This is a genomic window from Weissella sp. ESL1177 (genome assembly GCF_058107185.1).
This window is the reverse complement of record NZ_CM176591.1, coordinates 1,167,202-1,180,696: the sequence shown is the minus strand read 5'-3', so window position 1 is coordinate 1,180,696 and position 13,495 is coordinate 1,167,202. Positions and strand designations below refer to the sequence as shown.

Here is a 13,495-nt window from a genome sequence, read left to right as displayed (position 1 = left end):
TGTGTCGGTGCAACCAAAGGGATTCCGCTTTACACTAGGTACATGGGGGAGTTATATGTCATTAGCAACGCTGGACTTGGATAAGGTTACTTATTTTGATTTAAATAACCAATTAAACATTCCAAAAGATAACAGTATTCAATTACAAAAAGACGCAGAAGCATTGCAAGCATTTATTAAAGAAAATGTTGAACCGAATACATTAAAATTTGATAGTCTTGAAGATCGTTTTGATTATTTAATCAAGCATGATTACGTTGATCAAAAAATGATCAATAAATATTCGATGTCCTTTATTAAAAAATTGTATGATTATTTGGCATCTCAGCACTTTCATTTTAAATCATTTATGGCTGCTTATAAATTTTATGCACAATATGCATTAAAAACAAACGAAGGTGATTATTATATTGAAAATTATAATGATCGTATTGTGATGAATGTTTTGTTTTATGCTAATGGCAATCAAACGTTAGCTATGGATTTAGCGGACGAAATGATTCATCAACGCTATCAACCAGCAACACCTTCATTTCTAAATGCTGGCCGTGCTCGTCGTGGAGAACTTGTGTCATGTTTTATTTTACAAGCCACGGATGATATGAATGCCATTGGTCGTGTGATTAATTCAGCACTGCAATTGTCAAAAATTGGTGGTGGTGTCGGCATTGTTTTATCAAATCTACGTGAAGCAGGAGCGCCAATCAAAGGTATTGCTAACGCTGCTTCCGGTGTTGTGCCAGTTATGAAATTATTGGAAGATTCATTTTCATATTCAAATCAGATGGGACAACGAAATGGTGCGGGTGTTGCTTACTTGTCCGTTTTCCATCCAGATGTTATGAACTTTTTGGCAACAAAGAAAGAAAACGCTGATGAGAAGATTCGTGTTAAAACGTTATCACTTGGATTGACAGTACCTGATAAGTTTTATGAGTTAATCAGAAATAATTCAGATATGTTCTTATTTTCGCCATATGATGTTGAACGCGTATATGGTAAACCTTTTAATTATGTTGACATAACTGCCGAATATGATGCGATGGTTGCAAATAAGCAGATTAGAAAAAAGAAAATCCGTGCACGTGAATTAGAAACTGAAATTTCTAAACTACAACAAGAGTCTGGTTATCCTTATATTATTAATATTGATACGGTTAATGCAGCGAATCCGGTAGCCGGTAAGATTATTTCATCTAATTTGTGTTCTGAAATTCTACAGGTGCAAAAGGCATCTGTTATCAACAATGAACAAACATACGATCAACTAGGAACAGATGTTTCTTGTAATTTGGGGTCAACGAACATTGTTAATATGATGGCAACCAAAGATTTTGGTAAATCCATTGAGGCAATGGTTCGTGCCTTAACGTTTGTTTCTGATCAAACGGATTTGGACATTGTTCCTTCTGTTCGCCAGGGTAATCGTCAAACCCATGCAATTGGTTTAGGAGCGATGGGGTTACACGCTTTTTTTGCTAAAAATCATATGTATTATGGAGATGAAGAAGCACTTGATTTTACAAATGCCTATTTCTTGATGTTGAATTATTACAGTTTAGTAGCTTCTAATAAAATTGCGAAAGAACGACAGACACCATTTTATGAATTTGAAAAATCTGATTATGCAAATGGTTCTTATTTTGAGAAATATATTCAATCAGATTGGTCACCAAAAACAGAAAAAGTCCAAGAGATTTTCTCACAACATCATTTTCCATCACAGGCAGATTGGCGAGCTTTGGCAGCATCTGTTAAGAAATACGGTTTGTACAACGCTTATCGCTTAGCAATTGCACCTACTGGATCAATTTCTTACGTTAATGATGCAACAGCCTCACTGCACCCAATTATTAATCGCGTTGAAGAACGACAAGAGAAGAAGATTGGTAAAATTTATTACCCAGCACCATACTTAGGAACGGATACGTTACCGTATTATGAATCTGCTTATAATATGGATATGCGGCGAGTAATTGATGTGTATGCAACCGCACAACAGCATATTGACCAGGGAATGGCGCTGACTTTGTTCATGCGTTCAACGATTCCAGCAGGATTATATGATTGGAAAGACAATCATACTGAAAAAATGACGACTCGTGATTTAAATATTCTGAGATTATATGCGCATCGTAAAGGCATCAAATCAATCTATTACATACGTACATATACGGATGATATGGAAGAATTTGGTGTCAACGAATGTGAGAGTTGTTCAATTTAAATAATTGCATACATGAGGAATAGGTGAATAAATGAATACATCATACGAAGCAATTAATTGGAATGCAATTGAAGATAATGTTGATAAAGCAACTTGGGAAAAGTTGACTGAACAATTCTGGCTAGATACGAGAATTCCGTTGTCAAATGATTTGGATGATTGGCGTAAAATGTCAGAACAGGAACATTATTTAGTTGGGCACGTTTTTGGCGGACTAACGTTGTTAGATACTTTACAGTCACAGGATGGTATGGCATCGTTGAAACAATCAACGAGGACGCAACACGAATTGGCAGTATTGAATAATATTGAATTCATGGAATCTGTGCATGCCAAATCTTATTCATCTATTTTTGAAACGTTACATACACCAGCAGAAATAGATGAGATCTTTGATTGGACGAATAGCAACGAATTCTTACAATATAAAGCAAACAGGATTAATCAAATTTATCAAACAGGTAGTCAGTTACAACGTAAAGTCGCTTCAGTATTTTTAGAGACGTTTTTGTTTTATTCTGGCTTTTACACACCATTGTGGTATTTAGGACATAACAAACTTAATAATGTCGCTGAAATTATTAAACTCATTTTACGTGATGAATCTGTTCATGGTACTTATATTGGTTATAAATTTCAATTAGGTTTCAATGAATTAAGTGAAGACGAACAGAATGAATTAAAAACATGGTTATACGATTTGTTATTAGATTTATATAGTAATGAAGAAAATTATACGAAGTTATTGTATGACGAAATCGGTTGGACTGAATCTGTTCTAACATTTTTACGTTACAATGCAAATAAAGCGTTAATGAACTTAGGTCAAGACCCATTATTCCCTGATGGTGCTGAAGATGTTAATCCAATTGTTATGAATGGTATTTCGACAACAACTTCAAATCATGACTTCTTTTCACAAGTTGGTAATGGTTATCGACTGGGGCAGGTTGAAGCAATGGCAGATACTGATTATTATATTGACTAAGTATATTGCATAATGAATTTTAAAGTGCTATCATTATGCTATTAATAAACAAGGTGGAAGTTAGTTATGATAAATTTTGATTCAAAATTTAATGGTTGGTGGCGCAGATAACGCGTACGACTATGATTTTTCATAGATTCGGTACGTGGTTCCTTAGGGAGCAGATGTATTGAGTCTGTGCTGACTAAATTTCCAGAAAATGGAGAGGGTTACACGGCTTATCGTGCAGGCCTTTTCATGAGAAACACGAGAAGGTACTGTCGTATCTGCTCGTGTTTTTTATTAGCGTTATGTCTTATTCAAATTGGGAGAACAAATGAACAAAAAAATATTAAGTACCATTGGTGTCTTAGCCGCATTTACATTGTTTGCAGGAATCTATGACTCTATTCAAACGAATAATAAAAAAGCGATACCGACAGTAGCTGTTTTGCAATTTATGAAACATCCTGCATTAGATGCAATTAATAAAGGTATTTATGAAGGATTAGCGAGTGAGGGTTTTCATAAAGGTAAAAATGTCAAAATTTTATTCGAAAATGCACAAGGAGATCAGTCCAATTTAAAGACGATGGCTTCAAAATTTCAGAATGCACATGCAGACGTCTCAGTTGGCATTGCCACACCAGCGGCTGTATCATTAGCAAATACGATTACTGATAAGCCTGTTGTATTTGCTGCGTCAACAACGCCAATTCAATCAAAATTAGTAAAAAGCTATCAACATCCCGGCAGTAATGTGACAGGTGTATCAGATCAAGCACCTTTAAAATCACAATTAAAGATGATGCAAACTTTTGTACCATCTTTGAAAAATTTAGGTGTTATTTATACGTCGTCTGATGATTCTGCGTCTATTCAAGCAAAGCAAATGATGGTACTAGCACAAAAAGCCGGGTTAACGGTTAAAGCATATACGATTTCATCGTCAAATGATTTAAATCAAACAGCAAAGCAAATGGTTGCCAACCATCAAGTTGATGCAGTGTTTGTACCAACGGATAATACGATTGCTGGGGCGATGCCAACTTTGATAGATAGTACCAACGCTGCCCATGTACCAGTATTTCCAACGGTCGATACCATGGTTCAAGACGGTGGCTTGGCTGCAGAATCGATTAATCAAAAAAAGTTGGGTATTCAAACGGGAAAGCAAGTTGCTCAAATCTTAAAGGGAAAATCACCGAAAGATATACCCGTTGGATTTATCAAAAAAGGTGATTTAGTGATTAATCGTACGCAATTGCAGAAATTGGGGATAGCCTTACCTAAGGTCTATCAACATGCAAAATTTGTAAAGTGAGGCAATTATGGATATTTTTGTATCAGCCATTGGTCAAGGCTTAATTTGGGCAACGCTAGGATTTGGGCTATTTTTATCATTTCGAATTTTAGACTTTCCTGACATGACCGTTGAAGGAACCTTCCCATTAGGCGCTGCAACAGCAGTAACCTTAATTTCAAATGGTCTATCACCAATTCTTGCAACACTAGTAGCGACATTGGTCGGTAGTCTGGCGGGCTTGGTAACAGGTTTGTTATATACAAAGGGTAAAATTCCCATTCTATTAGCTGGTATTTTGACAATGACGGCAGCCTATTCGATTAATTTACGTATTATGGGACAAGCTAATCGTTCATTATTAGGCAAGCATAATTTATTTTCATATGATTTCTTAAATGGTTTGCCTCGTAATTTCCCCGTTATTATTGTTGGATTGATTGTCATCATTCTTTTAACGATTTGTTTAGCAATTTTTCTGAAAACCGAACTTGGTCAAGCGTTTATTGTGACAGGAGACAATCCAATGATGGCCCGTTCATTAGGCATTAATACGGACAACATGACTATTTTAGGATTAATGATTGCTAACGGTTTGATTGGATTGGGCGGCGCATTAGTGGCACAAAACAACGGATTTGCCGATGTGAACATGGGTGTTGGAACGATTGTTGTTGCATTGGCCTCAATTATTATTGGTGAAGTTGTATTTACTGATAACTTAACGCTGACCGAACGTTTAATCACAATTATTATTGGTTCAATCTTTTATCGGTTCGTATTAGTCATTGTACTTTATGTTGGTTTCAATGCTGATGACTTGAAGTTAGTTAGTGCTGTTATTCTTGGCCTTGCATTGATGTTACCAGGTATGAGATCGAAATTACATTTGCATACATTTTTTAAAAGAGGATAATATATGACAGTGGCAAAAAAATTACGATTAGACCATGCGACAGTAATTGTTAATCAAGGTCAACCAGATGAAAAGCAAATATTAAATGATGTATCATTAACACTGAATGATGGTGATTTTGTGACAGTCCTTGGGTCAAATGGTGCTGGTAAATCAACATTATTTAATGTTATCGCCGGTTCTTTAAAGCTAACAAGTGGTCATGTTTACTTAGGAGAACATGATGTGACGAAGTTGAATGAAGCACAACGGACACATTTTTTAGCACGTGTGTTTCAAGATCCAAAACTTGGGACAGCACCACGAATGACTGTAGCAGAAAATCTTTTATTGGCAGAAAGGCGGGGATTACGGCGGCGCTTACGTCATCGTGGTTTGACTGAGGCCAAAAAAGCGACTTATGAAACCATTACGGCAACGATGGGCAATGGACTGTCTGATAGATTAGACATGGCCGCTGGTGATTTATCTGGAGGTCAACGACAAGCATTATCTTTTTTGATGGCGACGCAACTTCGACCAGATGTTTTACTACTTGATGAGCATACGGCGGCTTTGGACCCTAAAACGAGTGCACAATTGATGCGAGTGACTAATCAAAGAATCCATGATGAAAAATTAACGGCATTGATGATAACACACCATCTTGAAGATGCATTAGAATATGGTAATCGATTAATCATTATGTCAGAAGGTAAAATTTCATTGGATGTTTGTGATGAAGAGAAGGAGAGGTTGACAGTAACAGATTTATTAGATTATTTTAATCGTTACTAGATAAACAAAGTAAAATGAGTAAAAGTGTGTTGAAAGAATGTTTAGCGGTTGCTAGTGGTGGATTTATTGGTGGTATATTACGAGCTATGATGATGATAATATGTCATACAAATCATTTCCCATGGGCAACAATTATCGTGAATATAAGTGGTACGTTTATATCGGCCTTTTTGGTAATTATATTTAGTCAGATGGTTCGTTTGAGCCAAACAACGTCAAGTTTTATTATGATCGGCATATTAGGAGCTTATACAACATATTCCACAGCTTTAGTAGATATGATTGATCAAACTTTTTGGTCTGCATTTTTGTATTTAGTGATTAGTATTGTTGGCGGTGTTATTGCAGTTATTATTAGTCGATATTTGGGTCATAAGGTGGTGCTCATATGGCAGAAATAATACTAACTGGCTTAGGTGCGATGTTGGGTTCATTGATTCGCTTTGGCTTACTTTCAGTGGCACCACGTTTATTCAGTCAATTAGCTGACTTAATGGTGGTTTGTATTAATTTACTAGCAGCGTTCTTTATGGGTATTGTTTTGACATTGCTTGTGCCAGAATGGCTGCATACGTTTCTAGCACCTGGTATTTTAGGTGGATTATCTACATTTTCGGCACCAATCGTTGATATTGCAGATGCTTTACAGAAACATTCTGGACAGCATCGATTGTTGATCCTTAAAACATTGCTGACTTTTGGTGGTGGCTTAATTGTGCTATTCTTGGGAATGAAATGTGGTCAATTATTCTAAATGGTAATCATTTCATTAAAAATCAACAATTATTTCTCATCTGTGATTAATCTTTGTTGAATGGATGTTGCACAGGTGGTACACTCAATAGTATGAGATATGTTAGATAGTATAATAGGGGATAGCCACATGAGTTTAATTGATCGCAATCGAATTAATGCCATTCGTCAAGCTAATGATATTCCTGTTCGTGAGTTAGCAAATATTGGAATCAGTCGTAATCGGTATTACCGGTATTTAAATAATGAGAATGATTTACCAGCTGAAGGGTTTATTTCATTGATGAGTCACTTGTTATTAACTGGAACAGAAGTCAATACGGAGTTGGTCAATGGGTTTGATACTGTTGAGGGATTAATACTTGCCCTACAAAAAGCTGATCAAAAACATGACGTTGATGAAATTAAAGCGATCAGTCGTCGCGGGTACCACCTTTTTCGAAATACAATGGCGCGAGGTTATTTACGCGTTGCTAGTTTAGCTGACGTTTTGCATTCGCAAATTATCCCAGACGAACATGCACAAATTGCTAAGAAAATTTTGATTGACTCGTTTGAAGCAGTGACGATATGGCGAGAAATGGATATTGCTTTATTGGCACCAGTTATCACAGATATACCAGTTGAAAAAATTGCTGATTATTTAACCATTATCTGGTCCAAATCGTGGTCACATCATACAATGGAAATTCTAAATACAATGACTGCAAAATTTTTGGTCATGTTATTAGGCGCTGAAACTTTGCATGATGAAATTTTTCATGAAGTGGCAGCATGGATGGTTGAACAAACACGTGATGCGATGAGTTTTGCTTGGTGGTCAGATTTAATGGATCAAATGGTGAAACATCATTGGCATGAAGCAGAGATGATCATTCATATGTCTGAACAATTACAAATGCATGAAATGTCTGAAAATGGTCGAGCACTGTTAAATGCTTGGCAAAGACATCTTGAACAACACTAATTAAATGATATGTTGGTGCGTTAGATAACTCATATAAATAAAATAACGGCGAATAATTGCGCGTATTGAGGTGTCCCAAAAAGTTAATTTTGGGGTACATCTGATATGTGACAATTGTTCGCCGTTATTTTTTATGGTAAATTGTAAATCTATTTGTTAGCAATCACTTCAATATGGTTACCGTCAATATCATCTAAATAAAAGATGATATGGCGACCATCTTCACTTTCGAAGGGAGGCCTAGTTTCTTTTACTTCATAATTAATAAAATGATTTTCGACTGCTTCCCGATGATCACGAACAACAACTTGAACAGTGATTGGTTCGGCTTCTGGTTCTTCATTAAAGATAATGGCATGCTGATCAAAATATAGATGACGTGATTCGTTGATACCGAATTCAGTTGGTAAGTCAAACACTTCACGGTAAAAGCGAACAGTGTTAGGAACATTATTTGCTGGAATTTCTAAAGGGCGAAATTTTCTAACTCGCATTTTTTAACCTCATTAATTTCATAAATTTTCTCAACTATTTATTATACGCTAATAAATAAAACAATGACGACAAAAAGTGATTGTTCTTTGTCTTTATTGTGGGAGGAAGATTATGACTGTTAAAATTACATCTGTACGGCAATTAGGTGATTTATTGATACAACGTTATTCACATTTGCCTCAGGAAGGTTGTTGGGTGATAGCAGTAACAACGCAAATGACGATTATAGAAATTTGGCAGGTTGCGTTAGGAACGCTGGATAGTGTAACGGTACATCCACGAGATGTTTTTCGGCATCTAGTTGCGACCAATGCTTATGGCTTTATTTTATGTCATAATCATCCAAGTGGTAATTTGAGAGCATCGTCAGCTGATCAAGCAGTAATGACACAAATGTCTATTTGTAGTCGTGTGATGCAGTTTCATTTTTTGGATTTTATGATTATTTCTAAGAGGGGTTATTTGAGTCACAGAATTGAAGATTTATTACCAAAAGTTGAACTAGAAACACTAATTGATTTATGGACTAAGGTCGACAACATGTGATAAACTTAGTAAGAAATTGTATGGTACTTTTTGATAAAAAAGTACATGGTTAGAATTATCAAAAATAAAAAAAGAAAAGGGAAAGTGCTGTGTTTTCATTTGGAACTCGAAATGTCGGAATAGACTTAGGAACAGCTAATACACTAGTGTATATTGAAGGTAAGGGAATCGTCCTACGCGAACCTTCAGTTGTTGCACGTAATACAAAAACCAATGAGGTCGTTGCAGTTGGTTCTGCTGCTAAAGAGATGTTGGGACGTACACCGGGATCTATCACAGCTATTCGTCCAATGCGTGATGGCGTGATTGCGGATTACGAAACAACCGTGGCCATGTTGAAATATTATTTAGGCAAAGCCTTAGGAACGCGTGGGGCAAAACCATATGTTACCATTGGTGTTCCTTCAGGTGTTACAGCTGTTGAAAGACGAGCAGTGATTGATGCTGCTCGTGTTGCTGGTGCACGCGATGCCTATGTGATTGAAGAACCTTTTGCGGCCGCAGTTGGTGCAGGTTTACCAGTGATGGAACCTACTGGATCGATGGTTGTTGATTTAGGTGGTGGTACAACTGATGTGGCCACTATTTCATTAGGCGGGATTGTTTCATCACGTTCAATTCGAATGGCAGGCGATAAAATTGATGAAGCAATTATGGCCTATGTTCGTCAAAAATATTCAGTTTTAATTGGTGAACAAACTGCTGAACGTTTAAAGATGGCTATTGGTTCAGCAGATATTGCAGCTGCTGAAAATATGGCTGGAACATCTGCACGTGGTCGCGATTTGGTAACAGGACTACCGAAGACGATTGAAATTAAAGCCAGTGATGTTGCTGATGCAATTAAAGATGTGATTGCAGAAGTGATTGTTGCAATCAAAGAAACACTAGAAGAAACATCGCCAGAGATTGCAGCAGATGTTATTGATCGTGGTATTGTTCTGACTGGTGGAGGTGCTCAATTAGCCCATCTAGACGAAGTAATTGCTGAAGAAACAAAAGTGCCAGTCTTTGTAGCGCCAGAACCATTAGATGCTGTTGTTATTGGTACAGGTGAAGCTCTAAAGTCTATAGATGTTTTGAAAAATAATTAGACTTAAACTGATCATATGAGGACTACCCCGTTATTTTCAGGGTAGTCTCTTCATATCCATGGTAGTAAAAAGCAATAAATCTTATTTAATACAATAAGGTAAGATAAACGAGAGGCAGTTTAAGATGAAGAATATCTTTACATCACGTCGATTAGTCATTGGTGTAATTATTGTCATTGTGGCAATTGGTACGATTACTTTAGGTGCTCGTGCGCATAATTCACAAAAAGAACCATCTTTGCCAGTTCGGGTTATTTCGGATGTATCAGGTTGGACTGCAAATATTGTGAATGCACCAATACGAGCCGTACAAGGTGGTTACAATTCAGTTGAAAAGTTGATGAATACGTATCAAGAAAATGAACGGTTAACTGACAAGGTTGATGATTTAGCACAAACTAAAGTGCAGTTACAAGTGTTACAACAAGAAAATAGAGCATTGAAAAATCAATTGAAGATTAGCAATACATTGACAGATTATAAAGTTGTTAATGCAGTAGTTACTTCGAGATCACCAAGTAATTGGCAAACACAATTGATTATCGATAAAGGAACCAATGCTGGTTTGAAAAAGGGACTATCAGTCATGGGATCTGGTGGACTGATTGGACGTATTACACAAGTAAATACAACTAATGCCAAGGTTGAATTATTATCAGATAATGATCAAGTTGCTGATCGTTTTGCTATTCGAGTTCAAAATAGTGCAGATGAAACGGTAGACGGCATTATTACGAGTTTTAACCAAGCAAAAAACTTGATTGTGATGGGACAAATTACATCTGATGTAACAGTAAAGAAGGGTGATTTAGTTACAACAAGTGGCTTAGGTGGTGTGACACCATCCGGCTTGTACGTTGGTAAGGTCGAAAAGGTCGGTAGTGATAATTACGGACTGTCAAAGAAGATTTATATTAAACCAGCAACGGACTTCAATAATATTCCAGTTGTTAGTGTCGCTATTCCATAATGTAGATGACAATTAAAAAGGGCCAACAATTTAACCATTTTATATGGTGAATTGTTGGCCTTTAATATTAGAGTCTTAGCTTAGTGAATAATATCATGTTAAGTTAATTAGAAGTGATGATTGTACGATCATTTCTATCTTGCAAATCACGATTATTTTTTTTGTAGAAAACTTTCAGCTGTGATAGTTGTTCTTCAGATAGAGTGACAGCATTCTTGAGAACATACCATTCAACGTTTTCTGTTAATGGCGGCGTAGTTAGCGAACCAATATAATGATAATAAGCAGTATCTTTAGGCATAATATCATCAAGCGGCAATTGACAAGCAATTGATTCATTCATATGTTGTAAGACAATTTGATATGAGTCAGAGGCTTGCCCAATTATCACTGGAACAGCAACAACTGCTAATCGTCCATCAAGCGCTTCGTGCACAAAATGGATTTCTGCACTGAATGATTGCGCATTGATCGTATGTTCACTGGGGGTGTGAATGTGAAACTGTTTTAATGTAAATGGTCGATTGCCTAAGAGGGCATGTCCTGTTAAACCGACTTCAATGCCAGCACCTGTATCACGTACATAACTTGCTGTATGATCATAATCGAATGATAATTCAGTTTGAAAATCATTTACTACAGCGAGATCATCTGATAATGCAATTGGTGACTGCATATTACCTGATGTGCGTGGCCACTTATCTTGTGATGTGTAATCTAACTTTTTCATGATACTTCTCCTTTTAAACCTTACTAGGTTAAGTGTAGCAGTCTATAAACAATTATGATAGAGATTTTTATGGTAAATTAGTTGACGAGTTGACTAAAATCAGGCTACTATAATGTAGTTACCAAATTTGTAACACCTTATGGAGAAAATAATTATGTTGAAATATATTAGTACGACATGGATTCATTTTATTTTAGTGATCATTGCCGTTATGCTTGATGGTGGCATTTCATTGTATTTTGCACCAGTATTATTTAAACAACCAATGTCAGCAAGTCCAATGCTAGCACTCATTGCTGTGATGATGCCAGTAATGACTGGACATGCACAACAAATTAAGCGTAAGTGGCTTTATAGTATTGCTTTTTTTGCCGGTTTATTAGTGGATATTTTTTATACAGGTATTATCGGACCAGCTACGATTGGATTTGCTTTGATTTTGAAATTGGCTGAAGTTATTCAGGAATATTTGTCATACAGTTTTTCATCATCATTGGCAGTATGGTTTGTTTCGTTAACTGCCTACATGGTTTATGATTATGCTGCTTTTGGCATTATTGGTCTTGTTAACTTGAATATTCCCAATTTTATTATGTTTCATTTATTTCCAACAATTATTATTAATCTAATTTTATTAATTTTAGTATACGGAATTATGTCATTTTTATATAATGCGACTAAAAAACCGGATATTTCATCTTATGATGTGACCCAAAGAGATTTAAATGGTCGTTTGACATTAACATCTCGGTCACAAAAAAATATGCAAAAATAAGATTGACTTATGATTGTTTTTAATCTATATTATGGTAAACAGTAATTAAAGATTTGATTGGAAGAGTAGTTTAGTTGTTTTGTTAAGAGAGTTACGCTGAAGCTGGAAAGTAACCAAAACGCTAGGTGAACCACACCCAAGATTATCGGATCCTAATCGGTCCCGTGTCATGACGTTATCCATGCGTACCATTATTTTTTAATGGTATTAGAGTATTAGTCAGTAATGGCTAATTAAACTGAGGTGGAACCACGAGTCATCGTCCTCAAGCAGTCTATTTGGCTGCTTGAGGGCTTTTTTATTTTTAAGGAGATTGTGTTTATGGACTATATTTTGCAGATTTTACCCAGTTTGTTAAGTGGTTTAAAAATGACGATTGGTGTTTTTGCACTAACTTTAGTCGGTTCGGTGCCATTAGGAATTTTAGTTTCACTCGCATTACGTTCTGATATTTATTTACTGAAATGGGTAATGAACGCCTATGTCTGGATAATGCGTGGGACACCATTGTTACTACAAATTGTGTTTGTTTACTACGGTTTAAGTCTTGCAAACATTATGACATTACCAAGATTTGAAGCAGCTGTCGTGACGTTCATTTTAAATTATGCCGCTTATTTTGCTGAAATTTTTCGTGGTGGTATTCAAAGTATACCTGAAGGCCAATATGACGGCGCACAAGTCCTTGGATTAACAAAGTTTCAAACCATGCGTAAGATTGTTTTACCACAAGTATTTAAGATTGTTATGCCATCAGTTGGTAATGAAGTTGTGAATTTGGTAAAGGATTCATCGTTGGTTTATGTTATTGGGTTAGGAGATCTTATGCGTGCTGGAAATATTGCAGCATCACGTGATGTCACATTAGTACCTTATCTAATAGTTGGTCTAGTTTATTTAATTTTGATTGCTTTAGCAACCATTATTCAACGTCGTATGGAAAATAAAATGAACTTTTATCGTTAAGGGGTAGGC

Annotated in this window: 15 protein-coding genes; 13 read left to right on the top strand and 2 right to left on the bottom strand. The window is 36.1% G+C overall.

The window, feature by feature from the left end; translation table 11 throughout:
• Positions 1–55: 55 nt before the first annotated feature.
• The 8 genes from nrdE to AC3B5D_RS05620 all read left to right on the top strand — a co-directional run bounded on the left by nrdE (position 56) and on the right by AC3B5D_RS05620 (position 7,910).
• Positions 56–2,227, top strand: coding sequence for a class 1b ribonucleoside-diphosphate reductase subunit alpha (gene nrdE / locus AC3B5D_RS05655; protein WP_489840975.1), 2,172 nt, complete (start codon positions 56–58; stop codon positions 2,225–2,227).
• Between the two features lie 31 nt (positions 2,228–2,258).
• Entirely contained in the window at positions 2,259–3,215 is a 957-nt protein-coding gene (gene nrdF / locus AC3B5D_RS05650) for a class 1b ribonucleoside-diphosphate reductase subunit beta (RefSeq protein ID WP_489840976.1), read from the top strand.
• A 316-nt stretch (positions 3,216–3,531) separates the two neighbouring features.
• On the top strand, positions 3,532–4,518 hold the full coding sequence (trpX, locus tag AC3B5D_RS05645) for a tryptophan ABC transporter substrate-binding protein (protein WP_489840977.1): 987 nt from the start codon (positions 3,532–3,534) through the stop codon (positions 4,516–4,518).
• 7 nt (positions 4,519–4,525) lie between these two features.
• On the top strand, positions 4,526–5,413 hold the full coding sequence (locus AC3B5D_RS05640) for an ABC transporter permease (RefSeq protein WP_489840978.1): 888 nt from the start codon (positions 4,526–4,528) through the stop codon (positions 5,411–5,413).
• A 3-nt stretch (positions 5,414–5,416) separates the two neighbouring features.
• Complete coding sequence (locus tag AC3B5D_RS05635) at positions 5,417–6,190, top strand: ABC transporter ATP-binding protein (RefSeq protein ID WP_489840979.1); 774 nt, start codon at positions 5,417–5,419, stop codon at positions 6,188–6,190.
• Positions 6,191–6,216: 26 nt separating this feature from the next.
• Positions 6,217–6,591 (top strand): fluoride efflux transporter FluC, encoded by a 375-nt coding sequence (locus AC3B5D_RS05630; protein WP_489840980.1) that lies wholly within the window; start codon positions 6,217–6,219, stop codon positions 6,589–6,591.
• On the top strand, positions 6,579–6,944 hold the full coding sequence (locus AC3B5D_RS05625; protein ID WP_489840981.1) for a CrcB family protein: 366 nt from the start codon (positions 6,579–6,581) through the stop codon (positions 6,942–6,944). Before AC3B5D_RS05630 ends, AC3B5D_RS05625 begins: the two co-directional genes overlap by 13 nt.
• Positions 6,945–7,073: 129 nt before the next feature.
• Entirely contained in the window at positions 7,074–7,910 is an 837-nt protein-coding gene (locus AC3B5D_RS05620) for a hypothetical protein (RefSeq protein ID WP_489840982.1), read from the top strand.
• A gap of 149 nt (positions 7,911–8,059) precedes the next feature.
• Here the strand turns inward: AC3B5D_RS05620 and AC3B5D_RS05615 are convergent, their stop codons facing one another.
• The gene (locus tag AC3B5D_RS05615; RefSeq protein ID WP_489840983.1) at positions 8,060–8,404 is read right to left on the bottom strand and encodes a VOC family protein; all 345 of its coding nucleotides are present in this window, start codon (positions 8,402–8,404) and stop codon (positions 8,060–8,062) included.
• Between the two features lie 112 nt (positions 8,405–8,516).
• Here AC3B5D_RS05615 and AC3B5D_RS05610 point away from each other — a divergent pair, with 112 nt between their 5' ends.
• The 3 genes from AC3B5D_RS05610 (at position 8,517) to mreC (ending at position 11,015) form a co-directional block, all read left to right on the top strand.
• The gene (locus tag AC3B5D_RS05610) at positions 8,517–8,951 is read left to right on the top strand and encodes a JAB domain-containing protein (RefSeq protein WP_489840984.1); all 435 of its coding nucleotides are present in this window, start codon (positions 8,517–8,519) and stop codon (positions 8,949–8,951) included.
• Between the two features lie 89 nt (positions 8,952–9,040).
• Entirely contained in the window at positions 9,041–10,045 is a 1,005-nt protein-coding gene (locus tag AC3B5D_RS05605) for a rod shape-determining protein (RefSeq protein ID WP_489840985.1), read from the top strand.
• Positions 10,046–10,169: 124 nt separating this feature from the next.
• Positions 10,170–11,015 carry a rod shape-determining protein MreC gene (mreC, locus tag AC3B5D_RS05600; RefSeq protein WP_489840986.1) on the top strand — a complete coding sequence of 282 codons (846 nt, stop codon included), beginning with the start codon at positions 10,170–10,172 and terminating at the stop codon, positions 11,013–11,015.
• 103 nt (positions 11,016–11,118) lie between these two features.
• Here the strand turns inward: mreC and AC3B5D_RS05595 are convergent, their stop codons facing one another.
• Entirely contained in the window at positions 11,119–11,745 is a 627-nt protein-coding gene (locus tag AC3B5D_RS05595; RefSeq protein WP_489840987.1) for a carbonic anhydrase family protein, read from the bottom strand.
• A 154-nt stretch (positions 11,746–11,899) separates the two neighbouring features.
• Here AC3B5D_RS05595 and mreD point away from each other — a divergent pair, with 154 nt between their 5' ends.
• Entirely contained in the window at positions 11,900–12,520 is a 621-nt protein-coding gene (gene mreD / locus AC3B5D_RS05590) for a rod shape-determining protein MreD (RefSeq protein ID WP_489840988.1), read from the top strand.
• A 321-nt stretch (positions 12,521–12,841) separates the two neighbouring features.
• Positions 12,842–13,486 carry an amino acid ABC transporter permease gene (locus tag AC3B5D_RS05585; RefSeq protein ID WP_489840989.1) on the top strand — a complete coding sequence of 215 codons (645 nt, stop codon included), beginning with the start codon at positions 12,842–12,844 and terminating at the stop codon, positions 13,484–13,486.
• Positions 13,487–13,495: the final 9 nt, after the last annotated feature.

Coding starts and splice junctions, on each gene's coding strand:
- nrdE (WP_489840975.1), top strand. CDS start 56: ATGTCATTAGCAACGCTGGACTTGGATAAGGTTACTTATTTTGATTTA.
- nrdF (WP_489840976.1), top strand. CDS start 2,259: ATGAATACATCATACGAAGCAATTAATTGGAATGCAATTGAAGATAAT.
- trpX (WP_489840977.1), top strand. CDS start 3,532: ATGAACAAAAAAATATTAAGTACCATTGGTGTCTTAGCCGCATTTACA.
- AC3B5D_RS05640 (WP_489840978.1), top strand. CDS start 4,526: ATGGATATTTTTGTATCAGCCATTGGTCAAGGCTTAATTTGGGCAACG.
- AC3B5D_RS05635 (WP_489840979.1), top strand. CDS start 5,417: ATGACAGTGGCAAAAAAATTACGATTAGACCATGCGACAGTAATTGTT.
- AC3B5D_RS05625 (WP_489840981.1), top strand. CDS start 6,579: ATGGCAGAAATAATACTAACTGGCTTAGGTGCGATGTTGGGTTCATTG.
- AC3B5D_RS05620 (WP_489840982.1), top strand. CDS start 7,074: ATGAGTTTAATTGATCGCAATCGAATTAATGCCATTCGTCAAGCTAAT.
- AC3B5D_RS05615 (WP_489840983.1), bottom strand. CDS start 8,404: ATGCGAGTTAGAAAATTTCGCCCTTTAGAAATTCCAGCAAATAATGTT.
- AC3B5D_RS05610 (WP_489840984.1), top strand. CDS start 8,517: ATGACTGTTAAAATTACATCTGTACGGCAATTAGGTGATTTATTGATA.
- mreC (WP_489840986.1), top strand. CDS start 10,170: ATGAAGAATATCTTTACATCACGTCGATTAGTCATTGGTGTAATTATT.
- AC3B5D_RS05595 (WP_489840987.1), bottom strand. CDS start 11,745: ATGAAAAAGTTAGATTACACATCACAAGATAAGTGGCCACGCACATCA.
- mreD (WP_489840988.1), top strand. CDS start 11,900: ATGTTGAAATATATTAGTACGACATGGATTCATTTTATTTTAGTGATC.
- AC3B5D_RS05585 (WP_489840989.1), top strand. CDS start 12,842: ATGGACTATATTTTGCAGATTTTACCCAGTTTGTTAAGTGGTTTAAAA.